Here is a 26,830-nt window from a genome sequence, read left to right on the forward strand (position 1 = left end):
AAGAAATATGGCTCCGGTTACCAATACCAAAGAAAATGGATTCGAGAAGTTGATCGTCGACTATCTCGTAGCTCATAATGGATTTGAACAGGGCTCGAATGAGGACTATTCAAAAGAGTATGCCATCGACGAAGTGCGATTATTTCGTTTTCTGCAAGCTACCCAGCAAGAGAAACTCGATGCACTGCACATTACGGAGTCACTCCTTGAAAGAAAAAAATTCCTCAAAAAATTATGCGAGGAACTGGGCTCTACAGTCAAAGGTTCGGGAGGTGTTGTGAAATTAATGCGGGATGGCTTCCGATATCTCCACCTTACATTTGAACTTTATCATGCGCTGCCTACAGTCCAAAACAATAAAGCCAGTGAGATGTATGCACAAAACATCTTCAGTGTGACCCGGCAATTGAGGTATAGCCGGGAGTATCCTAACATGGCTTTGGATTTCGTTGTCTTTATCAATGGGTTACCCGTTGCTACATTTGAGTTGAAGAATCAACTTACCAAACAGAATGTTGATGATGCTGTACATCAATACCGCACAGACCGAGATCCGAAAGAGTTAATTTTTCATTTCAAACGATGCCTGGTCCATTTCGCTGTCGATGATGATCAGGTAAAGATGTGTACACGGTTAACTGGCAGGAGTTCATGGTTTTTACCGTTCAACAAAGGCAATAATGACGGTGCGGGAAATCCCGTAAATCCGGACGGTATCAAAACCGACTACTTATGGAAAAACATACTGACGAAACATGAGTTGTCAAATATTATCGAAAACTTTGCCCAAGTAGTTGTAGAACGCGATGAAAAGACGCGGAAAATAATTAAAGAGACGCAAGTATTTCCGCGCTATCATCAACTTTCCGTTGTAAAAAAATTGTTGGCCGACACGTTAGCTTCCGGAGTGGGTAAACGTTACCTAATTCAGCACAGTGCCGGAAGTGGTAAATCGAACTCTATTGCTTGGCTTGCACATCAATTAGTAGTTTTACAAAACAACGGGAATGCGATTTTCGATTCAATCATTGTCGTTACAGACCGAATTAACCTCGATAAGCAAATTCGCAATACAATCCGTCAATTCATGCAGGAGAAAAGCACCGTAGGATGGGCGGAACATGCTGGCGATCTTAAAAAGCTAATAGCTTCTGGTAAAAAAATAATTATCACAACGGTTCATAAATTTCCGTTTATTCTCGACGACATTAGTACCGAAAACCGCAATCGCAATTTTGCGATCATTATCGATGAAGCGCATTCCAGCCAGAACGGCAGTATGTCGGCCAAGATGAATATCATTTTGTCAGGCAATATTAGTGAAGAAAACGAATTGCTCGAAGATAAGATCAATGCCATTATCGAAGGTCGAAAGATGTTACCGAATGCTAACTACTACGCATTTACGGCAACTCCGAAAAACAAGACGCTTCAAATGTTTGGCGTGCCATTCTCGAAGCCGGATGGCGAAATTGGGCATCGTCCATTTCACAACTATTCGATGAAGCAAGCAATAGAGGAAGAGTTTATTTTGGATGTTTTGAAGTATTACACGCCCATATCGAGTTATTACCAGCTTGCCAAAAAAATTGAAGATGACCCTAAATTCGACAAGAAACGCTCGGAGAAAAGGTTAAGAACATTTGTGGAATCAAGCGAATACACAATTCGCAGAAAATCCGAAATAATTGTTGAACACTTCTATTCACAAATTATCTCAAAAGGGAAAATAGGAGGTCAGGCGCGAGTTATGGTAGTAACGGCAGGTATCGAACGGGCGATTGACTACTATTATGCCATAACAAAATTATTGGAGGAACGCAGAAGTCAATATCGGGCAATTGTGGCATTTTCGGGAGAGAAAGAGTACAAAGGGCATGCCGGTAATAAAGTATCAGAAAGCTCTATCAATGGTTTTCCCAGTAACATGATCGAGAGCAATTTTAAGCAAGATCCATACAGAATATTAATTGTGGCCAATAAGTTTCAAACAGGATTTGACGAGCCGTTGCTCCATACGATGTATGTAGACAAGGTGTTATCAGATATAAAGGCCGTACAGACGTTGTCTCGATTGAACCGAGCTCATCCTCTGAAACGAGATACGTTTGTACTGGATTTTGCGAATGACGCAGAAATGATCCGAGCGGCATTTCAGCCCTATTACAAGACAACGATATTATCAGCTGAGACGGATCCGAATAAGCTGAATGATCTTATCAATAGGATGGAGAAATACCAAGTTTACGCCGCTGAAGACGTAGATACTGTCGTTGAAAGATTATTCAATGGAACCGAACGTTGTTCATTGGATCCAATTCTCGATTCTTGTGCCGAAGCATATAATGAACTCGGTGAAGATGGACAGGTCGAATTCAAAAGCAGTGCGAAAACATTTGTGCGTACCTATACGTTCCTTGCTGCTATATTGCCCTTTGGAAGTATCGAGTGGGAAAAACTCTCGCAATTTTTGACATTATTGCTCCCGAAATTACCCTCTCCCGAAAGCGAAGATTTATCGAAAGGCATACTGGAAAGTATTGATTTCGATAGTTATAAGAATACAATACTTTCAGAACGGTCCATTGCTCTGGAAGATGAGAATATGGAGATTGATCCTGTGCCTGTTAATAGCGTCAAAGGGACTTCAGAACCAGAATTAGAGTATCTTAGCCAGATACTTAATTCATTTAACACTCGTTTTGGCGATATTCCATGGAGCGATAAAGATAAAGTTGAAAAGGTGTTGACAGCACTTCCGGACGAGGTAGCAAAGAGTGAGGTGTATCAAAATGCAATAAAAAACTCAGATGAGGCTACAGCAAAGATAGAAAGTGATGCAGCCTTGTCTAAGGTCATATTGGCCTATATGACATCAAATATGGAACTTTTCAGGAATTTCCAAGATAACCCTTCTTTTAAAAAATGGTTGCAAGATTATGTATTCCAAACGACATATAGCCAACAATCACAGAGAAAATAATCGACTAAAACACCATTAACAAATATGACAAGACAGCAAAATTATGGTATTGTATATGTGCTGACTAACCCGGCAATGCCGGATCTAGTCAAGATAGGCATGACAAATCGCAATAGTGTAGATGCTCGGCTCAAAGAACTTTTTAACACAAGTGTCCCGGTACCTTTCGAGTGTGCATACGCATGTAAAGTTGAGAACTGCGGGGTGGTTGAGAAAACTCTACACCTTGCATTTCATCCATACCGAATTCATTCACAACGAGAATTCTTTAAAATCAATCCAGAGCAGGCAATTGTTATTTTGAAATTGTTGGACAAAAGCAGCGATATCACGCATGAAATACAAGAAGAAATAAGCAATGATCTTTCGGATGTCGACAAAGCAGCTGGAGCAAAATTAAAGATTACACGTAGGCCTCCATTAAATTTCAAGGAAATGTGTATTCCTTATGGTGCAAAACTACTTTATACAAAAGGAGGAGAGCACAGCATCGAAGTAGAAGTTTGCACTGACAGGAAAGTCTTATTCCAGGGGCGTGAAGCATCATTAACAGCAGTTACCCAAGAATTACTAGGATTAGAGTATTCTATCCAACCGACACCTTACTGGAGTTATAATGGCAAAAGTTTAACAGACATTTATAACGAAACATATAGCCTTATAGAATAAGTTAACTGACTAATTTTAAATAACTAAGACCATTAACAATAGAAGGTAGATGAGAAAAAACGCCTGCTTTCATCTTCTATATGGCTTAACCATACAGGCAAAACGCCAAGGCATAGCTATCAAATAACTACATTGGGCTATGCCAGACGAATTTTCAGGAAATTCTATTGCCGTTTCGAGGATTTTTATTCTACCTTTGTATCAAGAAGTAAATCAGGACTTTGGAAAATATAACCCATTGATTTGCAACCGCTTCTCCCCTATGGCACTAAAAGGGTAAGAATAACGAGCTCAAGGAGTGGAAGTTATAATTCCGGAGTCCCACATATAAAAGCAATTCACTCTATTTTAGCGGATTAAACCATTACTTTCCAGATGATGAAAACAGTAGATTTTCTGCATCGGAAAGTAACTACATCAAACAATATCCAAGAAAAAGTCAATTAATATACAGATTAACAGTTATTTATTAATCATTCTTCAGCTGACTTATTTGAGGTTATTTTGCCATTTTGGTGTAAATATTTACAACTAAATTACACCTTTCGATTTGTTTTGGTGTAAATAAAGTGTAAATTCGCAGTAACCATTAAACTACTGCGTTATGGAAATCAAGATCAGAAAACGGGAATCCGCGACCACAGGCAAAACGAGCCTGTCGTTGGAATATTATTTGGGCTATACCAAAGACGAAAACGGGAAGATCAAGCACAAGCGCAAATTCGAGACGCTCGAATATTTCCTTTACACCCACCCCAAGACAGCCGTAGAAAAAGACCACAACAAAACCAACCTTCAAATGGCTGAAGCGGTCAAAGCCAAACGCCTGCTCGCTTTTCAGAATAAGCAATATGGCTTTACGGTCGATTTCAAAATCCGAACGAACCTCGTTGAGTATATCCGGGGACTGATTGAGCAGCGCAAAGAATCGCCCGGTAACTGGGGCAATTGGGACAGTGCATTAAAACACCTGATCGCCTATGCAGGAGAAGATACGACCTTTGAAACGGTCGATAAAGAATTTGTGACCGGGTTTAAGAAATACCTGGAGAAAGACGCCCGAACAAAAAGTAATACCCGACTCTCGGCAAGCAGTCAAAGCAGCTATTTTCTCAAACTGAAAGCCGCCCTTAACCAAGCCGTAGAGGATGGTATCATTCCCCATAGTCCGGCAGTCCATGTAAAGCCTGCCAAGATCGAGGACATTCACCGGGAATACCTGACATTCGAAGAATTGCAACGTTTATCCAAAGTCGATTGCAAATTCCCGGTTCTGAAACAGGCATTCCTATTCTCCTGCCTGACGGGATTACGATGGAGCGATATTCAAAAACTCACGTGGGACGAAGTGCAGGAACTGGATGGCATGACACGGATTGTGTTCCGGCAGAAAAAAACCAAAGGCTTTGAATACCTCGATATTTCCGATCAGGCGGTTAAATACCTCGGGAAACGGGGCAAGCCCGACGAGCGGGTTTTTATCGCCTTGAAATATTCAGCCTGGCATAACATGGCTTTGCAGCGTTGGTGCATGGACGCAGGGATCAACAAGACGATCACCTTCCATTGTGGACGGCATACATTCGCTGTCTTACAATTGTCACTCGGAACAGAGATATACACAGTGTCCAAGCTGCTCGGCCACAAGGAACTCAAAACGACACAGGTGTACGCCCGTATCCTCGATGAAAAGAAACGTGAGGCGGTCAATAAAATCCCGGAATTATAAGCCTGATAAAATATGCTTAACTTAGGATTCAATAGCCGATTCACGATCAAGCAAACCAAGATGCTCTCCGATCTGTTCAATAACTTCGGTGTTTTTCAGCCTGCGGTCAATCCTACCATCCTCGCTGCCTTGTTTTCCGGCAAACTTAAAAAGCCGCTGATCGTCCGCAATGCCCGGCTGCTCTGCTATATTATGGATTGTCTGAGCCAAGCGTTGCTTATCACGAATATCTGGCAATCCGTGGCCGACCGCACCGAATGCTTCGTGTCGGTCAAGGGGAAGCCCATCACCCGCAACACTCTTTCAAGCGCAAAATATTGCGCGGTGAAATTCGACACCATCCCGGAGAAAGCCACGATCCGGCAATACATCGGCATACTGAAGGGTCTCAAGTAATATTGAGAAACAGCATATTACGCATTATTTTCTCTTTCAATGAGTGAGAGAGAATGAGCAGTTGTAGCACCACTGCCAAGGAACCGGTATATATTTGCCCTTGCTATTCACTGAAGTCTTACCAAAAACCAAATTATGGACAATGAAATCAGCATGGAACAGCGGTTGAGCCGTATCGAACAACTGCTTGCAGGGCAAAAGAACGTCCTCACCTTCGACGAAGCTTGTACTTTCACGGGAATCTCCCGGACGTATATGTACAAGCTGACCTGCGGGAGCCGCATACCGCATTACAAGCCCGGCGGCAAAAACATCTATTTCGACCGCGCCGAACTGGAGCGCTGACTTCTCCGCAACCGGATCAAGACCGCCGATGAAATGGAACAGGAGGCGGCAAATTACGTGATAAATCCACGTTCATCATCTTAACGCGCACTTCCGCGCGCAGACCTGCGTACCCTTAATCCTTACCGGAACGAGTGTTCCCCGCCGTTGTGCTCTGCGAGATTTTTGGAGATCTCTCCGGGACAATGGCGGGGAACACTCGCCCGGATTCTGCCGGGCCTGAAAACACACTGAAAAAGAACAGGCAAGTTTGTGTTTTCGTAAACGAAAACCGCCTTTCTCCCGTCGGTCGGCGCGTGATCCCGTTGGTCTTATCCTAAAAACTATCCACGATGAAAAGAGAATTTAACCGGGGTGGGCGCCCGGCATTGAGCGCCGCCCAAAGACAGAAATACATCGTCAGTACCCGGCTCGATACGCCGCTGTATCTTCAACTGAAATCCCTCGCCCGGCAGTCGGGCAAGCAGCCCGCCCAGATCATCCGCGAACTGATCGAACTCGGCTGAGTGAAAGAACGGATGCGGCGGGAGCATCTGGACTACATGGCACAACTCAAAGGAATCGCGCGGAACCTGAACCAACTGACCAAGCTAGCCAACATCGGAGGTTTCGCCTCGGTCGTTCTTTCGCACGGCCCTATCGTTTCCGAGATCGAGGATTTTCTAAAACGCCTGCGCGATGATCGGTAAAATCATATCGTGCTCCTCTTTTGCCGGGACGGTCGGTTATGTAATGAAAGAGCAATCACACATTCTAGCCGCCGAAGGCGTTACGCCGCCCGAAGTCCGGGATATGGTCAGGGACTTCAAAGACCAGACATTACTGAATCCACGGATTAAAAATGCGGTCGGCCATATCTCGCTGTCGTTCTCGCCCAAGGATGCTGACAAGCTGACCGATGCCAGAATGACGCAAATCGCCAGAGAGTATATGGAACGCATGGGCATCCGGGACACTCAGTTTCTGTTGGTGCGGCATCTCGACCAGGCGCACCCGCATTGCCACCTCGTTTATAACCGTGTCGGTAACAACGGCCAAACTATTTCGGACAAAAACATGAAAATCCGCAACGGAAAAGTCTGCAAGGAACTGACCGCCAAACACGGCCTTTACTATGCCAAAGGCAAGGAGGAGGTAAACCGCGACCGACTGCGGGAACCGGACAAAACCAAGTATCAGATATACGATGCGATCCGGGCCTGTTTGCCGGAGAGCAAATCGTGGGGCGATCTGGAAAATCGGTTGCAGGAGCGAGGAATTACGACTAGCTACAAATACTGCGGCCAAACCGACCGCAAGCAGGGCGTGCTGTTCGGCAAGAACGGCTTTACTTTCTCCGGCTCGAAAATAGACCGGGCATTCAGTTATACGAATCTGAACCGCCATTTTGAACAATTGCAACGGATGCGCCCACCTATCGAACAGCCCCGGTATACCGCGCAGTCGGTCGATAAACTTAGAGCCGCCGCCGACAGCTACCGTTCGGCGTTCTCCGGTTTGTTTAAAAGCGGCAACGTCCCGGAAGAATCAGTTAATCTGGGCGCGTTCGGTCTAAAAGGAGGCTTACTGCTTCCACCGTCCGACTTCAGCGGCGGTATCGCCCCGGAGCTGATGCAAAGGCGCATCGGAGAATCCCACGAGGAATATATCAACCGAATCACCGCGCTTATTCGGGCCGCAACCGAAGCGATGCTGGTAGCCGCCGCAGAGCGCAAACGGAAACTTAAAGAACGCAAAGCCAACAAACCTAAAATCGGTTTCTAACGATGAAAGACGAGAAAAACAATATTCCTGCTGAACAGGTCTACGGTATGTTCGAGGAGATCAAAGAGATGATCGAAAAGCGCCCCGCGCCGGAAACGTCCGGCGGCACGACTGAGAACAGCGATACGGTTATCTGAAAGCTGGAAGAAAACAAAACCGCTATTGATCGTAGCGCAGAACAGATCGCTGGCCTGACCAACCGGATCGGGCAAATTGACTTTCAGCCCGTCATAAAGGTACAGCCGCCGGATTTTTCCGGCCTAAAAGAAGTCTTTCAATATATTGACTCACGACAAGAGCAATTAAATAACAGACAGCAAAGAATTGAAGAAAAAATCGACGGATTGGGAACACAGGTCGCCCAGATGAAAACCGAGGTCGATACGACGGAGTTTAAACGGTTGTCGGATCATACGATCTATGAAATGACGCAACAGATACGTTACCTGAAACAGCTGCCCATCGTGCTGAAGATCATTATCGGAATGGCCGTTGTGGCATTGCTTGCCACCCTCGCAGCCGGGTATTATATCCGCGACAGTCGGGAATGGAAAGATTCCTCACAATACTGGTATGAGCAAAGCCAGCAACAAGCACAACCGAAAACCACTAAGAAAGCCAAGTAACCCACAAGAAAAAGGGGACTTCCGAGATTTGGATAGTCTCAGAAGCCCCCTTTTTCGTGCGGGTTACAGGCGGTTATTCTCTACGCTCTTCGTAAAGCTCTAACCGCATTTCACATAGCCTCTGGATAATATCGCCCATCTTCTCGACACGCGCCATATGCATCTCCAACTCTTTCGGGGCGACGTCGAAATTCAGGTTGTAGGCCGCTTTCTGCATAAACCCTTTCAAGCAGGGCAGCGTAAAATTATAGTCGATGTGGTTATCGTCGAGAACGAGCATCAATTCCGCTGAGAGCGTCCGCATCCGTTCGTGCATAACGACCGGATCGTGGATGTCGAACTCGTAGCCGTGATAGACATAATAAAGCGTGTGGTAGAAATAGATCGCCGCCTGCGCCGTGAATAGCGCCGCCGGGCGCAGTTTGCGGCCCTCGACATACTCGCTATACGCCTTCTCCAGATAGAGCATGCCCAACTCCGAAAAGGTGTCGAAATGGAATTTGGCATCGCAGTAGGCCGCCGCGAAGTTGCATAACTTTTTCGGGTGGAAATAATGGCGATCCTTGCAGTAGATCAGTTTGCCCTCATTATGCGTGAAGTAAAGGAACGGAGAGTTGTTCCCCTCCACATAATTCAGCGGCAGGATATAGATGTTGATGTAGGTGATTTCCCGGTGTCGGAGCGGCATTTGGTAACGCAGATAGCGTTTGGCCTGAATCCAATCGTACGAGGGCGTTTCGCGCACGACCATCAGCAGGTCGTAGGCCATAGGGTCGCTGAAGCGCGTACCGCCGACGAGCTTCCCGAACAGCAAGATGTATTCGGGGTCGAAGATACCGCTGGTCAGGTGTCCTACGATCTGTTCCACTTCGGCAGGATTGTATAATGGCTTTGCGGGTTCGGGGCTGGCTTGTTGCGGTTGTTGCTCAGGCGTGGATGATGGGGCTTGGATTGACGCGCTCCCTTGTTCCGGCTCCGGGACAGGTTGTTCCGATTGATTGTTTACTGAAATTTCTGCGGGTATGAGTTGTGCGGGTTGCTCCCGCAATGATGGTTGAGTCGTTTCCATTTTCTTGATTCTTAAAGATTCGACAATAAAGGTTCAGTCCTTATCGCACACAGAGCGCGACAAAGAGAATAACAATTTGACAGACAAAGGAATCGTCAGTCGGGAGGATGAAAATGGAAACGGATCAAGAAATTGCACGGCGGGAACCGCCTGCGGCTGGCCTTTCGGCGTGTCTGCACCGGAGTGCTGACGATTGATTGTGTTCGCATAATATAAAAATATGCGCAGCTGCGAACACAATCAATCACTTTTGCAAGTTCAAGAAGGGTGCCGTTCGCGGGATTGCTCCCCAACGGCTCTGCGCATACTTCTAGTATGATTCCCTTTCCTGAGACCATTTACAAAAGTTATGACTAACTGTGTTCGCAGGGGCAAAGATAGAAATAATTAATTTATTTTGTGATATTTAGTTTTCGAATCTCTTCAGAATCCTTTATTGAGACGCCACTAGATCAAAATCAGGTATCTCTCTTTAATTTTTCAACAATAAACTATTGATATTGAAAAATAATTATTATTTTTGCAATAAGTTCTTTGTATAGAATCTTGGATGCGACGGAAGGGCGGCTCAACGCTCCAACGTCAGGATTGCCCAAGAACTCGTCAAGACATTCATCGGGGTTTGGACATCAGTCCTGTTGCTTTCGATTAGCTTGCACGGTTCTGCGTCGATCTCAGTTGAAACCACTGTGCATTACAGCACTACAAGGTATTCGGAAGCAGTGGAATCAGCCTTTTATAAAGGTAGAGGGGCCAGGCAGTTAGCGAATTTTCAAAAAAACTGAAAAAACTTGCAAAAGTCAAAAAAGTGCTTACCTTTGAGTGAGAGGACTTTTGCCGAAATTTCAAAAGAAAGGAAAATGCGGACATCCAAAAAATTGTAATCCATCAAGCCATTGAGAAGTTGTTTAAGTTTCGACTTAAACTTGCTTGCGACGGAAGGGCGGCTCAACGCTCCAACGTCAGGATTGCCCAAGAACTCGTCAAGACATTCATCGGGGTTTGGACATCAGTCCTGTTGCTTTCGATTAGCTTGCACGGTTCTGCGTCTAACTTGTAAAGTGCTGTAATCAGGCATAACGTTGTCTTTCCGAGACTTTGCAAATACGACCTTCAATTATGACCCAATCAATATCTCTTCTTAATAAAATATCTTCAATAGAATCCCTTACAAAAGCTTGGGGAAAGCTTAATAAGTCTAATGAAGACTCTCACGGATTATCTGACGAATCCATCAAAACATTTGAAAAGGATCGGGATGACAGAATCCAATCTATCTCTAGGAAACTACGGGAGGGCAAATATAAGTTTTCACCATATCGTCCGGTATTAATTCCTAAAAGAGATGGGACAGGTCGCCCTCTGCAAATTCCAGAAATTCAGGATCGCTTGGTATTTAAGGCTATTGCCCTAGAACTCGAAAGTATCTTTCATGAAAAATTAAAAGCAAGTGAAGGTATTAGCTTTGCATACCAAAAAGATATAGGTATCCGGCAAGCCATTGAAAAAATCGAATCTCATTATAAAAATGGCAACCCGTATATATTTGAATCTGATTTGATGGACTTTTTTACATCTGTCGATAAAAATACACTTCTTAATGAACATATTTTACCATATCTTCCTGACGAATCTATAAATGACCTCTTAAAAGATGGACTTAATCAAGGTATTGGTCAATTAGAGAGATTTATTCCTGAATCAAAAAGGCATTATTTCGATAAATGTGGGGGTGGCATACCGCAAGGAAACCCCTTATCGCCTTTATTTTCTAATATATATCTTTTGCCCTTTGATTCGTCTCTTAAAGAAAAAGGATATAACCTTGTCCGCTATGCAGATGATTTTGTAGTTTTAGCTGACTCTCGAAAAAAATGTGAACAGGCGTATGAAGATTGCCGCTCCATTTTGTCTAGCGATCAACTAAAGCTAAGTATCCATCCTCTTAACGAGAAGAATGCCAAAGGTAAAATTAAAACCAAGATCTTTGACATCAAAGAGGAACCACTCCATTTTTTATCAATAACCTTTGATGGCAAGAATTATTATCCCACTAGAGAAAATGTAGATGGGTTAAAAGATAAAATTAAGAGCTTGTGCTTTGAGGATGGACTTACAGTTGATAAACTCCTGACAAGACAGGCAAACAAAATAGACGGGTGGGTTTCTGCATTTTTCTATACCGATATGGATAGATATTCACATGAAATAGACTGTTATATAAATCGTCAAGTATATCTCGCTTTACGCAATCTCGAATGGCGATTTAACCTTAGACGTCTAGGAAAAGTTCCGGCTCGATTCAAAGAAAAGGGCGGAAGTAGTGAGTGCCTTTCTCCTAAACAACGGAAAAACTCCGGTATTCCCTACTGTAAGGATTTGATGAAAAAGAAAAGAGCAGATGAGAAACGTAAACAAGCCATGTTAAGTGAGAGGCCTAAGAACAAATAAACCTTTATCCCCAAAAATAATTTAGTGATTGCTTTTACAGCATATTTACACTACATTCATCGCATCAACAACTCAATTAAATGATTATTAATTATTTAAATTAATACAATTACTTTCTGCATCGGTAAGTAAATCTTCTGCATTGGATAAATAGGACATACGATCCCAAGACCGACTCTCTCAATTGTGATCTACTCTTCCTCTTTAGCAGCTGCGTGTGACTTTCCGCGCAAAGCGAATCGTACCATAAAGTAATTGACCGGGAAAGCGACCACAAAGACACACAGCGGGGCATAGAGCTTCGGCACCCCTACCCAAAGCCATATCTCGAGCAGCACCAACTCGTTGAAAAGATTGATCAGATGCGCCGTCAGGAATTTGACCGCCCGGGCCCGGGTCGGTTTGACCCCGAATGTAAAATAACTCGACAGGACAAAATTACAGGAGATGCTGACGCAAAAGGCCAGCACATACGCAATCGCCGGATAAAGATTGTCAAAATTGTGGATCAGGATCACATAGGTCCCGTAATTGACGGCCGTTGCCACTCCCCCCACTGCGGCAAAACGCACGAATGAATGCCCATATAGCTTTCGGACAAGGACGCACAGTCTATTCATCATCAATTCCCAGATATTCGCGGGTGGTAACAAAACGACACCCCCGGTTTTTGAGCCAGATTAACAATTGTTCAAGTTTACCCTGGAGACGCCTTCCCGAACATTGTGTAAGATACCGGGGAATGCCGAAGGCTGGGTCCCCCAACCGGTCGGAAAATTCCCACGGATGAAAATAGAGGTTCAAATGACCGTCATGCCGTAAAGCACTACGGCAAAGCATCTTGTAAACCGGCAACGGCATTACATGCAGTGAGAGCCAAAAAAGCGGTATACGGAACGGATAAGAAACCGATGTGGGATAAATCACCAGTCCCGCCTCTCTCGTGACGGTGCGGGAAACGCGAAGATTGTTATATCGCCCCGGAATCCAGGTGGGATTGATCGATGAATTATATCGATACCCAGCCGCAGCAAGCACCGCGGACGAAGCTGTGGCAAGGCGCGGAGCGCGATACCCCACGATCCGGGTTCCGGTCAATGCTTCCAGATAATGCTTACTCCCGCCAGGATCGGATTGTGCAGACTGGGCGTGATAATAGTCGTGCGAAGCTATTTCATGACCCGCTGCGACCATGCGCCGGATCGTTTCGGGACGATGCGCGGCGAAATTCGCCGTAGTATAGAAAGTTACCCGCAGATTGAGCCTGTCAAGCATCTGCAACAAGGCTTCCAACCCTGCGGAAGAAACCGCCAGTTGGGTTTGCAGATCGATCTCACGGCCTCTTTCGAGCGGAAAATCGAATTCTTCGACATCGAAACCGAGTGTTACTGTCATACGCCAAAAGCTATACGAAAAAAGTTTTTCAGCTCCCGGACCAATACATCCCCGGACATCTTCGACATGACAACACCCTCCCGCAACGTCGTTTCGACCTCCTCGATCCGCAACCCTTTGCTGCGTTCGGCAAGCATGATAAATTCTGTATCGAACAAGAAATCAGGGATGCGCGTGCGCCGCATCACATTCCGGGCTGCCGGGGAAAGCCCTTTCAGGCCTCCCTGGGTATCGGTATAACGGGTATTCAGGAAAAACCGGTTCAGCATCCTGGAGCCATGAGACATCAACTTGCGCATGGGCGGCAATTTGGAATGATAGCTCGCATTACGTACGGCAATCACCACATCGCAACCGTCAAAGACCCGGTCGATCACTTGCCGCATCGATTCCTTGGCGTAAGGCATATCGATATCGGTATAAATCGCGAAAGGCGCCTGTGAACGGGCTAACCCAGCCCGGATGGCCGCCCCTTTACCGCCGTGAGGAATGTCTACGATTTCCGCATCGGGAATCGTCCGCAACAGTTGGTCATGCTCCTCTTTGCCGAAATTGCGGGACGAACCGTCATTGGCTACGATCAAGTGCAGCCGTTTGTCAGGGTAAAAACCACGCAATTCCGCCAACGAACAGGCCAGATGAGAAATAAAATCAGCATTCGGATTGTAACAAGGACAGACGATATCGAGCGTATCGCCGGGTTGAGCCGGACGCGACGAATCAGCAGTTTCGGCCCCGGCTGCGGAGCTATCCGGAAACTCAGCGACGGGACAAAAAAACGTGAGCCACACCATGCGCAACCAGGTAAAACAGAAGAACCACACATGGAGCCACAGTGTCTGGGTGATGCACCTCATCACGGGGACGGGACAAATCAGGTCGATCGGTACAAGACCCAACAATACGAAGTTACCCCAAAACAGCGCTTTATCCGTACGGGTACGAACCGGACGGCTCCAATACCACAGCATGAAGCCCGCCAATGCAATGATGTAAGTGTGTTTTTCGGACGAATCACTGAACAGTACCACCCATCCCATCAGGATGCCGAGAGCCTGGGCCCGGAAAGCCGCAGTGTCCCATTTACGCCGTGAAACCAGAAACAGCAGCGCCAGTACAGCAAGCGAACCGATCTGCAAAACTCGGAAATTGGGGAGCAGCCATTCGGCCAACGGTTGCGCATAGAACAACGACTCATAGGTCTGATCGGATTGATGGACTGCCAGGGCATTCAACCACTCTCCGTAATAAGGTATCAAGCCGGACAGCGGCAACTTCAACGCCGGGAGTAAAAACAACACGCCGCCGGTCAAAACGACATAACCCGCATTCCGCCAGAACCGCGGGTAGCAGACCAACAGTGCCAATGAAAAAATACCATAAATCTTTGTCAATCCTGAAACCATGATCAGCAACACGGCCCAGAACCCTTTATTCCGTTCGAGCAGGGAATAAGAGAAAAGGAAAATGTAGGCTACCGGAATGTTATACTGGAACGACAGCAGGCTCTGGGCAAGAATCGGCAACGTATAGAGAAAAATACGGCACTTTTGGTCGTGGGTAAACCGTGCGGGCAGAGTGAATACCGCCGCGAAAAACATCGTATAATTAAGCAGGTTCCAGACAAACGGCCCGAGCCATGCGGGCAATACGGCGAATGGCGTGAAAAGCACCGAAAAGACCGGGGTATAGAGGAAGAAGCGCATATGGCTGGAAACGAACTCCGGCGTGTAAGGACTCACCCCACGCCAAAAATCGATCGTCGAATCGGCAAAGGCAAGAAAATTGAGGTGACGACCGCGGGAAACCTCCATAAAAGTAACCACGAAAGCGAGCAGAAAGCCCAGAATATACAGGTTGCGCTTATTGTAAAAGAACGACAGGTCGAATTTCGCCATAGCTCGATAAAAAATAAACTGTTAAAGCGCAAATGTAATGAAAATCGACCAAAAGCTGAATTACACCGGCCTAAATCAAGTTCTCTCCGACCAATATTCCCAAAACTCCATACAAATAGCGTATCTTTTTATGTGAACAGACGGTGCACGCGCATTCTCCGAATTATACCTATCTTTGCATCCCGTCACCCAATGCCTATGGAACAATATATCGAACGGATCGCAGTCCACAGCGTCGGCAACAAGGCCAACGGCGATGCGATATTGCTATCCTCGTCGGAACTGATGCCGGACGAAAGTATCCGCAACCTGCTGGCAACCTACTTTCTCTCGCCGTTTAAATCCGAAGAGTACTACAACCTCTACCACGAATCGTCACTAGAATTGAACGAAGCATACAATTTCGTCTCCCGCATTTTCGACGATCCGCAGGCCCTGCATGAACAATCCGTCCAGCTCGCCAAGCACCTCTACGAACAGAGCAACCACCCCAAAATCAAAGGGGGAGAATTCTACGTGGTCTATTTCACCGATTGCCCGTTGCACGGCGAAACGGTCGACGCCGTCGGATTGTTCAAATCCGAAAACAAAGATACTTTCCTGAAGATTTCCGCATCGGCGGCCGGATTCGAAATCGAAAGCCAGCAGGGCATTAACATCAACCGACTGGACAAGGGATGCCTGATTTACGACACCGACCGGGAGAACGGTTACGTCGTGGCCGTCGTGGACAATACGAATAAAGGGACAGAGGCCCGTTACTGGCTCGACGATTTCCTGCACGTCCGCCAACGGCAGGACAATTACCACCACACGGAAAACGCGATCTCAATGTGCAAAAGTTTCGTCACACAGCAACTGCCGCAACAATTCGATGTAACGAAAGCCGATCAGGCGGACCTGCTGAACCGCTCTGCCAAGTTTTTCAAAGAGAAAGAGACTTTCGACATGCAGGAATTCGCCAACGAAGTGATGGCACAGCCTGAAGTGATCGACAGTTTCAACTCCTTTTGTTCGGACTACCAGCAGGAACGCGATATCCGCATCGAGGATAATTTCGAAATTTCAAATACGGCCGTAAAAAAACAATCCCGTTTCATGAAGAGCGTCATCAAACTGGACCGCAACTTCCACATTTACGTGCACGGCAACAACCAGTACATCCGCAAAGGTTACGACGAAGAGACCGGCATGAACTATTATCAGCTGCTCTTCAACGAAGAGCAATAACTATCCGGGGAAGAAAACCGAATACAAAACCGATCGTTACCGGTCACGCCAAACCGGATGCTCCCGCATCCGGTTTTGTTTTATATTCCCGGTCGGGCTTGCGGTCCGAAGCTAACAGCAGGCGCCCCAACCATACAATCATTCCGGGTTTAATCAGCCCAACCAATTCCGATATCAGCAAATTCATACTTGAATTTCATAAAAAAGGTACCATATGGCGCTCCCCGGCATCACTCTTGCGGGATATTTTTTATCTTGACGAAAGATATTCAAACCAGTACATCAAGTTTCGCATATGGAAAAATCAGACATCGGAATCATCGGACTGGCAGTCATGGGCGAAAACCTGGCCCGCAACATGGAACGCCACGGCTTCAGGGTCTCGGTATACAACCGCACGGCACCCGGCGAAGAGCATGTGGTAGAGCGGTTCATCGAACATTACGGCACCTGGCGCCGCTTTACTCCTACCCGCTCGATCGCCGAACTGGCCGAATCGGTCGCACGGCCGCGTAAAATCATGATGATGGTCAAAGCCGGATCGGCCGTCGACGAACTGATCGGACAACTGCTCCCCCACCTCAACCGGGGCGATGTCATCATCGACGGAGGAAATTCATCGTTCATCGACACGGACCGTCGCGTAAAAGAGCTGGCTGATAAAGGGATATATTTTGTCGGCACCGGCATTTCCGGCGGCGAAGAGGGAGCACTCAACGGCCCGTCGATCATGCCCGGCGGTGCACCGCAAGCATGGCCGCTGGTCAAAGATATCCTACAATCCATTGCGGCCAAACTGCCCGACGGCACACCGTGCTGCGCATGGATCGGACCGGGCGGAGCGGGACATTTCGTCAAAACCGTACACAACGGCATCGAGTATGGCGACATGCAGCTTATCTCGGAAGCCTATTCATTGCTCAAACGGCAGGAAAGGCTCAGCAGCGAGGCCATACACCGGACGTTCAACGACTGGAACCGTGGCGAACTGAACAGTTTCCTGATCGAAATTACGGCCCGGATCGTCAATTTCAAGGAGAAAGACGGCGGCTACCTGCTCGACCGCATCCTCGACGTAGCCGGGCAGAAAGGAACCGGAAAATGGAGCGCCATCGCCGCAATGGACGAAAACGACCCGCTGACGCTGATTACCGAAGCCGTTTACGCCCGAATGCTCTCGGCGCTCAAATCACAGCGCGAACAGGCTTCATCCCTGTTTCCGCCGTCTCCCGTAGGTATCCACAAAACGGGCAACGAAGCGATTCGCGACGCACTTTATGCAGCCAAGCTGGTCTCGTACGCACAGGGGTTTTCGCTGCTGCGCCAAGCATCGCTGCGATACGGCTGGCAACTCGATTACGGCACTATCGCCCAAATCTGGCGGGAAGGATGCATCATCCGCTCGGCATTCCTCAGTAAAATCACCGAAGCTTACCGACAGAATCCCGAATTGGAAAATTTGTTGTTCGATGATTTTTTCAGGAATAAGATCACAGAATCGGCAACCGCATGGCGCAGCGTAGTGGCAAACGGCATGCTCAGCGGCATCCCGCTGCCCTGCATGAGCGCTGCACTGAGCTATTTCGACGGACTACGGACCGGCGATTCGGCAGCAAACCTGATCCAGGCGCAACGCGACTATTTCGGGGCGCACACGTTCGAACGTACGGACGCCCCCCGGGGACAGTTCTTCCACAACGATTGGACAGGCAAAGGCGGCGACACCACCTCGGGCAGCTATAACGTTTAAAAACGGCATGATGAAAAAAGCAGATAATCAACTACTGGTCATATTCGGGGCTTCGGGGGACCTGACCAAACGCAAGTTGCTCCCCTCGCTTTTCGAACTCTATGTCCGCAACCTGCTCCCGGAGAAGTTCCGGGTATTGGGAGCCTCGCGGACGGCTTTCACGGACGAAGAGTTCCGCGAAGAACAGCGCAAAGCGATCCTCGACAGCCCGGAAGCAAAGCCTTACGATCCGGAACAGGTCGGACGCTTCCTGCAGCTGGTCCATTACCTGAGTTTCGACTCCACGAACGAAGCGGAGTACGGCAAGCTCAAGGAGCGGATCGAACAACTACAACAGCAAAACGGGCTCGACGACCGGATCATCTACTACCTGGCCACTCCGCCGGTGATGTATGAGAGCGTTCCCGTCAGCTTGCAAAAACAGGGCTTGAACAAACCCCGTACCCGCGAGGGATGGCGCAGGATCATCGTCGAAAAACCGTTCGGGACCAATCTCGAATCGGCCGAACGGCTCGGCGAGAAACTGCGCAAAATATTCCCGGAAGAGAACATCTACCGGATCGACCATTATTTGGGCAAGGAGACTGTACAGAATATCCTGGTTCTGCGTTTCGCCAACGGCATCTTCGAGCCGCTCTGGAACCGCAATTACATCGATTCGGTAGAGATTAGCGCGACCGAAACGCTCGGGGTGGAAAACCGGGGCAAATACTACGAGGGCGCCGGAGCGCTACGCGATATGATCCAAAACCACCTGATGCAACTGATGGCCTTCGTGGCGATGGAAAATCCCGCAGTGTTCGACCCGGAGCCGATCCGCGACGAAATCGTCAAAGTGTTCCGCGCCATCCACCGTTACTCGCCCACGGAAATCTGGAACGACGTGATCCGGGCGCAATACACTGGCCGCACGGTCGGCGGTACGGCACTACCGGGTTACCGGGAAGAGAAAGGTGTTGCCGCCGACTCGACGACCGAGACCTATGTGGCGATGAAACTCTTTATCGACAATTGGCGTTGGGGCGGCGTACCTTTCTATTTTTACACAGGGAAACGGATGGCCGAAAAGAAGTCGGAGATCGTGATCAACTTCAAATCGACCCCGACGCAAATGTTTGCAGGACAATGCTCCGGCAGTTCCTGCAACAAACTGACGATCCGGATTCAGCCGGACGAAGGCATTACGCTTAAATTCGGGCTGAAGATGCCCGGCGCAGGTTTTACGGTCAGGCAGGTCGGCATGGATTTCCGCTACTCGTCGCTATCGTCGAACTACCTGCCGGACGCCTATGAGCGGCTGCTAATGGATGCGATGCTCGGAGATTCGACGCTCTATGCCCGGCAGGATGCCCTCGAGGCGAGTTGGGGATTTATCGATCCTATCCTGCAGGCCTGGGCGAAAAAACCGGACAAGAATCTTTACACCTACCCGGTACTGACCGAAGGGCCCGAAGAGCGTTACGATTTGCTGTACCACGGAGCCGGAGCCCCCGGGCCGGAAATACCTACGGGCCCTTGCAAGTGCGGGAAATAACCAACTGACGACGACCATGACCAATATCTTTTCATCTCGCGACTCCCGCGAAGCGCTGGAATTGCTCTCCGAGCAATTCGCCATGCAAGTTCGCCGCAAAAAAGAAGAACCATTCTTCCTGGCCCTCTCCGGCGGAGAGACCGCCCAGCAGATGTTCCGGTTGTGGACGGAGCGATTTTCCGGACGGATCGACTGGGACACCATCCGGTTTTACTGGGTGGACGAACGATGCGTACCGCCCCAGGACTCCGAAAGCAATTACGGGCACGCCCACGAACTGTTGTTCGGGCCGCTGAATATCCTGCCTGCGCACATTCACCGCATCCAGGGCGAAGAGGAGCCGGCTGCCGAAGCCGTTCGTTATGCGCAAGAGGTGCGGGAAGAGCTGCCTCACCGGCATGGAATTCCCCGTTTCGATGCCATTATCCTCGGAGCGGGGAGCGACGGACATACGGCATCGATCTTCCCGGATTCCATATCTCTGATGGCGGATCAGAATCTCTTCGCCGTTTCGGCGCATCCCGGCAGCGGACAAAAACGGATCACGATGACCGGTCCGCTGATTTTAAACGCCGCCATGCTGCTGCTGCCGATTCTCGGTAAAAGCAAAGCGCACATCACCCCGTTGCTGCTGGGAAACGCTCCCGAACGCGAGCTACTGCCCGCCGGCTACGTGATCTCGCATGCACGGCACATTTCGATATATACCGATCCCGGCAGCCATCCCCTCCAGCCGCCTCTGCCGGACAAATAGCCTTTCACCAAATAAATCGGGTCGTATTTCCATTTATCCAGCAAATATTTGGGAACTCGCTTTCTTTGTGCGATATTCACAACATGATTCGATATAAAACCTCAGTCGTTTTAACAAGGCAAAATCAATCTGTTCAATCTGAAGCGCCCGGCAGGATGGCCTTTTATTATGCTCTAAATAATTCGGTAATGAAAAAAATATTTGTTCCGATCGCGTTCATGGTTGCTTTGAACGGCTGCATTATTCCGGTCTATGATCCACCACGAGGTTCTATCGAACTCCACAATTACTCGGATCGTCCAATCTATGTATACAGCAATGATGAGGATACACTGCCGCTAACTCCGGCTTTAGAATTATTTCACAGCGCATCATCTGATTATAATAAGGATTATGATGCTTGGGGAAACCCAATGCCTGTGCCTACTATGTATACCACAGATGAAAGAATTGACGCATATAACTATGGTAAGGTGTGGACAGGGGGAACACACAAACATCCCAGTATAGGCCATCCGAAGAATCCGGATAATAAACTGTATCTTTTCTTTATTACAGAGGAGACCATGCGTAACCATACATGGGAAGAAATCTGGAAAGATCAGTTGTATGTGAAAAAGGATTCTGTTACCGAAGGAGAAATGGAGAAAACATTGTGGAGATATACCTATTTTCCGCCAAAGGAATGATAAAATACACCATATCGAAACCATTTTATGCAAGCTGAAACTTCCTCTTTTGACCTTAGCCCAACAGAAATCAGGCCTCTTCAATCTACTTCATTAAGAAACAAGATATTATACTCTTTATTTTTTATATGATCGCTGTTATCTTTACGGCGATCATACTCAATTCAGGCCCTATGGAAATCCAACGACCCGGCTACCTGCTGCGGGAATGGCGTGCAACGGACTGCACCTCGTTAGCCCGCTACGCGAACAACATAAACATCTGGCGCAACGTCCGCGACCGTTTCCCCCATCCCTATACCGAAGAGGACGGACGTTTCTTTATCGGCAATATCGTTCCGCAGTCGCCCGGCTATGAATTTGCCATCGTCATCGACGGCGAAGCGGCCGGCGGGATCGGACTGGTGCGCCAAAGCGACGTGGAACGGCTCAGCGCTGAAATCGGCTACTGGATCGGCGAACCTCACTGGAACCGGGGTATAGCCGGGGATGCCGTGGGCTCGATCTGCGAGTATGCGTTCCGTGAAACCGAACTGATCCGCCTGTTCGCATCGGTCTTCGAATACAACGCACCGTCGATGCGGGTGCTCGAAAAAAACGGCTTTCGCAAAGTAGGCGTCCAGCGCCGCGCAGCGATCAAAGAAGGACGGATTATTGACCTGCACCTGTACGAACGGGTGAAATAACGTACAAAGCGGGATATCGCCGTTGCCTGCAAAAAGAACCGCAAAAATAACTGTCCGAATAGAGCCAAACCGATAATATTTACGATCTTTGTCTTTATTCTTTCCAACCAACACACACAACTACTATTCAATGCCTACCGATTTCACCTCACTCCGGCCCGACATCGCCGCGTGCGGACTATACTGCGGCGCCTGCCGGAAATTCCGTCAGGGGAAGTGCCCCGGTTGCCGGGACAATGCCAAAGCGAACTGGTGCAAAATCCGGCAATGCTGTACGGCCCACCATTATAGCAGTTGTGCGGATTGCACGCTGATTCCGCTGGAAGCCTGTAAAAAATTCAACAATCCGATCGCCAAAATATTCGCTCTGGTCTTCCGTTCCGATCGCCCGGCCTGTATCCGGCGTATCCGTGAAATCGGATACGATCGCTATGCCTCTGAAATGAATCTGTCCGGGCGCCAAACCATCCGTAAATAGCGGCCCGTTCCGACACCCGTTTCACAGACAGGAAGGAAAATCCAATTTTTAATAGCAAAGAACCGCAAACCGACTTCGCAATGATAAACCCATCCACGCTCGAATTCCTTTCCGAATTGCGGGAGAACAACTACCGCGAATGGTTTCACAGTCAAAAACCGCGTTACGAAGCGGCCAAAACCAATGTACTGGATACGGCCGGACAAATGCTCGACGGTATCCGTCAGTTCGCCCCTTCGCTGGGTTTCCCCGACCTGCGCAAATGCATCTACCGCATTGCACGGGACACGCGTTTTTCAGTGAACAAAGAGCCTTATAAAACCAATATGGGGGTTGTCTTCAGCCCCAGCGGCACCACGCACGGCGACCTGTCATGCTATTACATGCACGTAGAACCGGGCGGGTCGTTCATTTCGTGCGGGGTATACATGCCGTCTGCCGACGTACTCAAAGTGGTCCGCAAGGCGATCGACGACGATTGGGAAGAATTCGAAGCGATCCTGAACGACAAATCATTCAAAAAGGCTTTCGGCGATCTGTCACGTGAAGAAAAGGTGCTAAAACGGGTGCCGGCCGGTTTTGCCAAAGACTCCCCATCCGCCGACTATCTGAAACTCTACCACTTTTACGTACAACAGCCGGTCAGCGACGCACAATTGTGCAGCGAACGGTACGTGGCCGAGGCCGTACAGGCATTCAAAACCACCAAACCGTTGAACGATTTCCTAAACCGGGCCATCCGTAACCGTTAACCGATGAGCCCACAGGAATTTTACCAAACCTTCCGGGAGCAGCAACAAGCCTTGCTCCGGGTAACGAGCCGGACCCGCAACTGGATTACCGTCCTTAAACTACTCTGTTTCGCAGCTCTCGTATTCTGCCTTTACCGGCTTGTCGCCACTTACGGTGCAACTGCGTGGATCTGGTGCGGCGCCGGCACGGTGGCAGCCTTTATCCTGCTAACGGTATGGGATAACCGGGTAGCGGCGCGGATCATCGAACTCAAAACGTTAATCCGCTGCTGCGACACCGAATCCGATTACCTGAACGGGAAAACAGCCGAACTCGATACCGGCGTGAAATTCCTCGATCCGGGACACCCTTACTCTCTCGACCTGGACTTGTTCGGTGAAGAGTCGCTGTTTCAGGCGCTCAACCGCACCGTTACCCCGCAAGGAACCCAACGCTTAGTCCGTTGGCTGCTCGCCCCTTGCCAGGACCCGCAGCGAATCACACACCGGCAGCAGGCCGGAGCCGAACTGGCCTCGCAGGCGGAGTGGATGCTCCGTTTCCGCACGACAGGAATGGTGCACGAGATTACCGGAAACGACGATACCGCCGTACGCCGCTGGCTCGACGAACCCCGCTTTTTCAAATACCGCCATGCCCGGAAGACCCTCTACCTGGCAAACGCCGTCAGCATATCGCTCTGGATCGCAGCGTTCTTTTCGCTGATCCCATACGGGATTCCGGGAATCGCACTATTCATACAATTGGGCGTACTGGGCTTATTCCTCAAGCGAATCAACCGGCTGAGCAGGCAGACGGACCGGTTCCTGCACGCCGTAGGCACCTACAACCATCTGGTTGCACGCATTACCGCAACTTCTTTCTCCTGTCAAGAGTTGCAGGTCTTGCAGCACACCCTGACCGAAGGACGCCCGGCCGAAAAGGCGCTTCGAACACTGAACCGCATCCTCAGCAGCTTCGATCAACGCAACAACGTGCTGGTCGCCGTTATCCTGAACGGCATCTACCTGAAAGACCTGCACCACATCCTGCAGCTCGACCGCTGGCGGGAAAACTATCGCGAGAACGTGTCCACCTGGCTCGATACGATACAGCGTTTCGACGCACTAGTGAGTATGGGAACCTATCGCTTCAACCATCCGGATTATTGCACCCCGGTTCTTAGCGACGACATATTACTGCAAGCCGAAGAGATGGGCCATCCGCTGCTCAATACCAAAGGCAAAGTCAGCAACGATTTCGAGGTGCGGAAACTGCACGACCTGTATATCGTTACGGGAGCCAACATGGCTGGCAAAAGCACCTTCCTGCGCACCGTCGGGGTCAATCTCGTACTGGCCCTGTCGGGTAACGTCGTATGCAGCCGGACGTTCGCCTGCCGGACGATGTCGCTTTTTACCAGCATGCGCACGACCGACAACCTGGCTAAAGGCACCTCCTATTTCCACGCCGAGCTGCTGCGGTTGCAGCAACTTGTGGCTACGGCCGAACACGCCGACAGGCTCTTCATCATCCTCGACGAAATGCTCAAAGGCACCAATTCACAGGACAAGCTCAACGGATCGCTGAAATTCCTCACCCGTCTCCGGTCGCTGCCGGTAGCCGGACTGATCGCTACGCACGACCTGGCATTGGGTGAACTGGCCAAACAGGACCCGCAGCATTTTCACAACGTTTGCTTCGAAATCGAACATGCCGGTGAAAAGATCATCTACGATTACAAACTCCGCCCCGGGGTCAGCCGCAACATGAATGCATCGATCCTGCTGCAACAGATGGGACTGATTTAACCGCCCGCAGATTCGGCCAGAAGCCAACGAACGTATCCGCCAACAGCACAATCGAGTTTTTAACCGCGTCGGAATTCATCCGAACCTGTACAAAAAATCGGTGCCGGGGAAATTCCCCGGCACCGAACCGTGCATTAACTTAACCTAAATAAACCTTACCTCTATTATTGTCGGTCCCCAACGCGTTTATTTAAAATAACGGTTGTACAGGCCTTCGAAACCTTTGCCGTGGCGAGCCTCGTCCTTGCACATCTCGTGTACCGTATCGTGGATAGCATCGAGGTTCAGTTTCTTGGCCAGCGTAGCGATACGCTTCTTATCCTCGCAGGCGCCGCATTCCGCCTCCATACGCGCTTTCACATTGGTTTTGGTATCCCAAACCACTTCGCCCAGCAGTTCTGCGAACTTAGAGGCATGCTCGGCCTCTTCCCAGGCATAGCGCTTGAACGCCTCTGCGATCTCGGGATAACCTTCGCGGTCAGCCTGGCGGCTCATCGCCAGATACATGCCCACCTCGGTGCATTCGCCCATAAAATGATCCTTCAGGCCCTGAAGCACCTCTGCATCCACACCTTTTGCCACTCCGATCACATGTTCGTCGGCCCAGGTCAGCCCCTCGCCTTCGACCACCTCTTTGAATTTCGAACCCGGGACTTTGCACTGCGGGCAAAATTCGGGTGCTGCATCTCCTTCGTGAACGTAACCGCAAACGGTACAAATGAATTTCTTTTTCATAACGATCTTCTTCTTTAAGTTTAAAGGTATCTTTTCAAATAACAGTTCCTAATCCACTCCCCGGCTGCATTTGCGGCACAGCCCCTTATAATAGACCTGCACCTCGGTCACCTGCAACCCGTCGGGGACGGCCTGCATCAACCGGTCTCCCTCCACCATCGACAAGTCGTGAATTGCCCCGCAGGATTTACAGTAAAAATGGGTATGCGGCGTGATATCCCCATCGAAATGGGTGTTTTTCGGGTCGATGTCGAGGGACAGAACGGCCCCCTGTTCGGCAAAGAGTTTCAACGTGTTGTACACGGTTGTTTTCGACAGGGTCGGCATCGACGGGGAAAGCGCATTGAAAATTTCATCGGCAGTCGGATGCGTCCGGTGCGTCATCAGGTATTCCATAATGGCAAGACGCTGCAAGGAAGGTTTCACCCCGAAACCGGACAGATATTGATGCAGTTTCTTATCCATTATTATAAATACTACAAATTTGTATTCATTACAGATTTAAATTCAATGCAAATTTACTCCTATTTTCTGAAATTGCAATAGTCCGGGATTTTTTTGTTATTTCTTGAAGATAAAATAGACCGCTAGCACCAACAGTATAAAAGCCACGGCATGATTCCAGCGCAGTGCCTCTGTTTTGAAAAAGACCAGCGTAAAAACGGTAAAGACCAGCAGGGAAATAACTTCCTGAATCACCTTAAGCTGCATCAATGAAAAGGGGCCGTCGTTGCCATGAAATCCGATCCGGTTCGCGGGTACCAGGAAAAAATACTCCAGCAGCGCGATACTCCAGCACATGATGACAATTCCGGCCAGCGGCAGTTCGTCGAACCATTTCTGTCCCTTAAGCCGCAACTGGCCATACCAGGCAAAAGTCATAAATACATTGGACACGATCAATAACCCTATTGTCCACAATCCTTTCATACAAGCATTTATCCTTACGTTTTTCCGTCCCGGATACAAAGCCGGCACCACTTTTGCGAACTAAAAACCGAACGGAACACAATTATGTCCGTTTTCAGCGGCGATCCCTTCGGGATTCAGGCTGCAAAATTAGAGGATTTTTATAAATTTACAGAACAAGACCAAACGAAATTGACACT

At 48.7% G+C, this 26,830-nt stretch carries 27 protein-coding genes; 20 read left to right on the forward strand and 7 right to left on the reverse strand.

The features are described from left to right. Positions 1–7 precede the first annotated feature (7 nt). The 10 genes from NQ495_RS02365 (at position 8) to NQ495_RS02410 (ending at position 8,512) form a co-directional block, all read left to right on the forward strand. Positions 8–2,983: a type I restriction endonuclease subunit R gene (locus NQ495_RS02365; RefSeq protein WP_009134577.1), complete on the forward strand. Its 2,976-nt coding sequence runs from the start codon at positions 8–10 to the stop codon at positions 2,981–2,983. Positions 2,984–3,007: 24 nt separating this feature from the next. Beyond that, positions 3,008–3,652 carry a GIY-YIG nuclease family protein gene (locus NQ495_RS02370; protein WP_009134576.1) on the forward strand — a complete coding sequence of 215 codons (645 nt, stop codon included), beginning with the start codon at positions 3,008–3,010 and terminating at the stop codon, positions 3,650–3,652. A gap of 604 nt (positions 3,653–4,256) precedes the next feature. Then, positions 4,257–5,381: a tyrosine-type recombinase/integrase gene (locus NQ495_RS02375; RefSeq protein ID WP_009134575.1), complete on the forward strand. Its 1,125-nt coding sequence runs from the start codon at positions 4,257–4,259 to the stop codon at positions 5,379–5,381. 12 nt (positions 5,382–5,393) lie between these two features. Then, entirely contained in the window at positions 5,394–5,777 is a 384-nt protein-coding gene (locus tag NQ495_RS02380; protein WP_009134574.1) for a hypothetical protein, read from the forward strand. A gap of 135 nt (positions 5,778–5,912) precedes the next feature. Beyond that, positions 5,913–6,122, forward strand: coding sequence for a helix-turn-helix domain-containing protein (locus NQ495_RS02385; protein ID WP_009134573.1), 210 nt, complete (start codon positions 5,913–5,915; stop codon positions 6,120–6,122). Positions 6,123–6,454: 332 nt separating this feature from the next. Further along, a complete protein-coding gene (locus NQ495_RS02390) occupies positions 6,455–6,628 on the forward strand; it encodes a hypothetical protein (protein ID WP_009134572.1) in 174 nt (57 codons plus the stop codon). Continuing rightward, a complete protein-coding gene (mobC, locus tag NQ495_RS02395) occupies positions 6,629–6,811 on the forward strand; it encodes a plasmid mobilization relaxosome protein MobC (protein WP_232208919.1) in 183 nt (60 codons plus the stop codon). It abuts the gene before it with no gap. Continuing rightward, positions 6,801–7,886, forward strand: coding sequence for a relaxase/mobilization nuclease domain-containing protein (locus NQ495_RS02400; RefSeq protein WP_009134570.1), 1,086 nt, complete (start codon positions 6,801–6,803; stop codon positions 7,884–7,886). Before mobC ends, NQ495_RS02400 begins: the two co-directional genes overlap by 11 nt. A gap of 2 nt (positions 7,887–7,888) precedes the next feature. Next, positions 7,889–8,023 (forward strand): hypothetical protein, encoded by a 135-nt coding sequence (locus tag NQ495_RS02405; protein WP_009134569.1) that lies wholly within the window; start codon positions 7,889–7,891, stop codon positions 8,021–8,023. Between the two features lie 207 nt (positions 8,024–8,230). Continuing rightward, positions 8,231–8,512: a hypothetical protein gene (locus NQ495_RS02410; RefSeq protein ID WP_009134568.1), complete on the forward strand. Its 282-nt coding sequence runs from the start codon at positions 8,231–8,233 to the stop codon at positions 8,510–8,512. Positions 8,513–8,585: 73 nt separating this feature from the next. Here the strand turns inward: NQ495_RS02410 and NQ495_RS02415 are convergent, their stop codons facing one another. Then, on the reverse strand, positions 8,586–9,380 hold the full coding sequence (locus NQ495_RS02415) for a nucleotidyltransferase domain-containing protein (RefSeq protein ID WP_232208918.1): 795 nt from the start codon (positions 9,378–9,380) through the stop codon (positions 8,586–8,588). 1,320 nt (positions 9,381–10,700) lie between these two features. Here NQ495_RS02415 and NQ495_RS02420 point away from each other — a divergent pair. Continuing rightward, the gene (locus NQ495_RS02420; RefSeq protein ID WP_009134565.1) at positions 10,701–12,032 is read left to right on the forward strand and encodes a reverse transcriptase domain-containing protein; all 1,332 of its coding nucleotides are present in this window, start codon (positions 10,701–10,703) and stop codon (positions 12,030–12,032) included. Positions 12,033–12,223: 191 nt separating this feature from the next. On the opposite strand, the gene NQ495_RS02425 is transcribed toward NQ495_RS02420, so the two are convergent. Genes NQ495_RS02425 through NQ495_RS02435 form a run of 3 tightly spaced genes read right to left on the reverse strand, consistent with a single transcriptional unit; the run spans position 12,224 to position 15,325 of the window. Beyond that, on the reverse strand, positions 12,224–12,655 hold the full coding sequence (locus tag NQ495_RS02425; RefSeq protein WP_232208917.1) for a GtrA family protein: 432 nt from the start codon (positions 12,653–12,655) through the stop codon (positions 12,224–12,226). Then, a complete protein-coding gene (locus NQ495_RS02430; protein ID WP_009134563.1) occupies positions 12,645–13,427 on the reverse strand; it encodes a polysaccharide deacetylase family protein in 783 nt (260 codons plus the stop codon). The genes NQ495_RS02425 and NQ495_RS02430 overlap by 11 nt, the downstream gene beginning before the upstream one ends. Continuing rightward, positions 13,424–15,325, reverse strand: coding sequence for a glycosyltransferase 87 family protein (locus NQ495_RS02435; RefSeq protein WP_009134562.1), 1,902 nt, complete (start codon positions 15,323–15,325; stop codon positions 13,424–13,426). Before NQ495_RS02435 ends, NQ495_RS02430 begins: the two co-directional genes overlap by 4 nt. A gap of 198 nt (positions 15,326–15,523) precedes the next feature. Here NQ495_RS02435 and NQ495_RS02440 point away from each other — a divergent pair, with 198 nt between their 5' ends. The 9 genes from NQ495_RS02440 to NQ495_RS02480 all read left to right on the forward strand — a co-directional run bounded on the left by NQ495_RS02440 (position 15,524) and on the right by NQ495_RS02480 (position 24,986). After that, positions 15,524–16,555, forward strand: coding sequence for a nucleoid-associated protein (locus tag NQ495_RS02440; RefSeq protein WP_009134560.1), 1,032 nt, complete (start codon positions 15,524–15,526; stop codon positions 16,553–16,555). Between the two features lie 295 nt (positions 16,556–16,850). After that, the gene (gnd, locus tag NQ495_RS02445) at positions 16,851–18,305 is read left to right on the forward strand and encodes a decarboxylating NADP(+)-dependent phosphogluconate dehydrogenase (protein ID WP_009134558.1); all 1,455 of its coding nucleotides are present in this window, start codon (positions 16,851–16,853) and stop codon (positions 18,303–18,305) included. Positions 18,306–18,315: 10 nt separating this feature from the next. Beyond that, the gene (gene zwf, locus NQ495_RS02450) at positions 18,316–19,839 is read left to right on the forward strand and encodes a glucose-6-phosphate dehydrogenase (RefSeq protein WP_050808027.1); all 1,524 of its coding nucleotides are present in this window, start codon (positions 18,316–18,318) and stop codon (positions 19,837–19,839) included. Between the two features lie 16 nt (positions 19,840–19,855). Beyond that, positions 19,856–20,593 carry a 6-phosphogluconolactonase gene (gene pgl / locus NQ495_RS02455; RefSeq protein WP_009134556.1) on the forward strand — a complete coding sequence of 246 codons (738 nt, stop codon included), beginning with the start codon at positions 19,856–19,858 and terminating at the stop codon, positions 20,591–20,593. Between the two features lie 188 nt (positions 20,594–20,781). Further along, positions 20,782–21,282 (forward strand): hypothetical protein, encoded by a 501-nt coding sequence (locus NQ495_RS02460; protein WP_147513075.1) that lies wholly within the window; start codon positions 20,782–20,784, stop codon positions 21,280–21,282. A 173-nt stretch (positions 21,283–21,455) separates the two neighbouring features. Continuing rightward, positions 21,456–21,968, forward strand: coding sequence for a GNAT family N-acetyltransferase (locus tag NQ495_RS02465; protein WP_040294571.1), 513 nt, complete (start codon positions 21,456–21,458; stop codon positions 21,966–21,968). A 130-nt stretch (positions 21,969–22,098) separates the two neighbouring features. Continuing rightward, positions 22,099–22,446 carry a DUF3795 domain-containing protein gene (locus NQ495_RS02470; protein ID WP_009134553.1) on the forward strand — a complete coding sequence of 116 codons (348 nt, stop codon included), beginning with the start codon at positions 22,099–22,101 and terminating at the stop codon, positions 22,444–22,446. A gap of 80 nt (positions 22,447–22,526) precedes the next feature. After that, positions 22,527–23,198, forward strand: coding sequence for a DUF2461 domain-containing protein (locus NQ495_RS02475; RefSeq protein ID WP_009134552.1), 672 nt, complete (start codon positions 22,527–22,529; stop codon positions 23,196–23,198). Between the two features lie 3 nt (positions 23,199–23,201). Then, the gene (locus NQ495_RS02480) at positions 23,202–24,986 is read left to right on the forward strand and encodes a MutS-related protein (RefSeq protein ID WP_009134551.1); all 1,785 of its coding nucleotides are present in this window, start codon (positions 23,202–23,204) and stop codon (positions 24,984–24,986) included. Positions 24,987–25,172: 186 nt separating this feature from the next. On the opposite strand, the gene NQ495_RS02485 is transcribed toward NQ495_RS02480, so the two are convergent. The 3 genes from NQ495_RS02485 to NQ495_RS02495 form a co-directional block, all read right to left on the reverse strand. Further along, a complete protein-coding gene (locus NQ495_RS02485) occupies positions 25,173–25,721 on the reverse strand; it encodes an NADH peroxidase (RefSeq protein WP_009134550.1) in 549 nt (182 codons plus the stop codon). Between the two features lie 48 nt (positions 25,722–25,769). Next, complete coding sequence (locus tag NQ495_RS02490) at positions 25,770–26,186, reverse strand: Fur family transcriptional regulator (protein WP_009134549.1); 417 nt, start codon at positions 26,184–26,186, stop codon at positions 25,770–25,772. Between the two features lie 96 nt (positions 26,187–26,282). Further along, positions 26,283–26,651, reverse strand: coding sequence for a DMT family protein (locus tag NQ495_RS02495; RefSeq protein ID WP_009134548.1), 369 nt, complete (start codon positions 26,649–26,651; stop codon positions 26,283–26,285). Positions 26,652–26,830 lie beyond the last annotated feature (179 nt).

Origin of the sequence: Alistipes indistinctus YIT 12060 (assembly GCF_025144995.1) — a bacterium.
GTDB lineage: Bacteria > Bacteroidota > Bacteroidia > Bacteroidales > Rikenellaceae > Alistipes_A > Alistipes_A indistinctus.

Excerpts from the sequence above, each read along its gene's own strand:
- NQ495_RS02470 (WP_009134553.1), top strand. The coding sequence starts at position 22,099 with ATGCCTACCGATTTCACCTCACTCCGGCCCGACATCGCCGCGTGCGGA.
- NQ495_RS02425 (WP_232208917.1), bottom strand. The coding sequence starts at position 12,655 with ATGATGAATAGACTGTGCGTCCTTGTCCGAAAGCTATATGGGCATTCA.
- NQ495_RS02490 (WP_009134549.1), bottom strand. The coding sequence starts at position 26,186 with ATGGATAAGAAACTGCATCAATATCTGTCCGGTTTCGGGGTGAAACCT.
- NQ495_RS02495 (WP_009134548.1), bottom strand. The coding sequence starts at position 26,651 with ATGAAAGGATTGTGGACAATAGGGTTATTGATCGTGTCCAATGTATTT.
- NQ495_RS02435 (WP_009134562.1), bottom strand. The coding sequence starts at position 15,325 with ATGGCGAAATTCGACCTGTCGTTCTTTTACAATAAGCGCAACCTGTAT.
- NQ495_RS02380 (WP_009134574.1), top strand. The coding sequence starts at position 5,394 with ATGCTTAACTTAGGATTCAATAGCCGATTCACGATCAAGCAAACCAAG.
- NQ495_RS02430 (WP_009134563.1), bottom strand. The coding sequence starts at position 13,427 with ATGACAGTAACACTCGGTTTCGATGTCGAAGAATTCGATTTTCCGCTC.
- NQ495_RS02480 (WP_009134551.1), top strand. The coding sequence starts at position 23,202 with ATGAGCCCACAGGAATTTTACCAAACCTTCCGGGAGCAGCAACAAGCC.
- NQ495_RS02440 (WP_009134560.1), top strand. The coding sequence starts at position 15,524 with ATGGAACAATATATCGAACGGATCGCAGTCCACAGCGTCGGCAACAAG.
- NQ495_RS02400 (WP_009134570.1), top strand. The coding sequence starts at position 6,801 with ATGATCGGTAAAATCATATCGTGCTCCTCTTTTGCCGGGACGGTCGGT.
- NQ495_RS02365 (WP_009134577.1), top strand. The coding sequence starts at position 8 with ATGGCTCCGGTTACCAATACCAAAGAAAATGGATTCGAGAAGTTGATC.
- NQ495_RS02375 (WP_009134575.1), top strand. The coding sequence starts at position 4,257 with ATGGAAATCAAGATCAGAAAACGGGAATCCGCGACCACAGGCAAAACG.
- NQ495_RS02405 (WP_009134569.1), top strand. The coding sequence starts at position 7,889 with ATGAAAGACGAGAAAAACAATATTCCTGCTGAACAGGTCTACGGTATG.
- NQ495_RS02485 (WP_009134550.1), bottom strand. The coding sequence starts at position 25,721 with ATGAAAAAGAAATTCATTTGTACCGTTTGCGGTTACGTTCACGAAGGA.
- NQ495_RS02390 (WP_009134572.1), top strand. The coding sequence starts at position 6,455 with ATGAAAAGAGAATTTAACCGGGGTGGGCGCCCGGCATTGAGCGCCGCC.
- NQ495_RS02420 (WP_009134565.1), top strand. The coding sequence starts at position 10,701 with ATGACCCAATCAATATCTCTTCTTAATAAAATATCTTCAATAGAATCC.
- NQ495_RS02465 (WP_040294571.1), top strand. The coding sequence starts at position 21,456 with ATGGAAATCCAACGACCCGGCTACCTGCTGCGGGAATGGCGTGCAACG.
- NQ495_RS02370 (WP_009134576.1), top strand. The coding sequence starts at position 3,008 with ATGACAAGACAGCAAAATTATGGTATTGTATATGTGCTGACTAACCCG.
- NQ495_RS02475 (WP_009134552.1), top strand. The coding sequence starts at position 22,527 with ATGATAAACCCATCCACGCTCGAATTCCTTTCCGAATTGCGGGAGAAC.
- zwf (WP_050808027.1), top strand. The coding sequence starts at position 18,316 with ATGAAAAAAGCAGATAATCAACTACTGGTCATATTCGGGGCTTCGGGG.
- NQ495_RS02385 (WP_009134573.1), top strand. The coding sequence starts at position 5,913 with ATGGACAATGAAATCAGCATGGAACAGCGGTTGAGCCGTATCGAACAA.
- NQ495_RS02460 (WP_147513075.1), top strand. The coding sequence starts at position 20,782 with ATGAAAAAAATATTTGTTCCGATCGCGTTCATGGTTGCTTTGAACGGC.
- gnd (WP_009134558.1), top strand. The coding sequence starts at position 16,851 with ATGGAAAAATCAGACATCGGAATCATCGGACTGGCAGTCATGGGCGAA.
- pgl (WP_009134556.1), top strand. The coding sequence starts at position 19,856 with ATGACCAATATCTTTTCATCTCGCGACTCCCGCGAAGCGCTGGAATTG.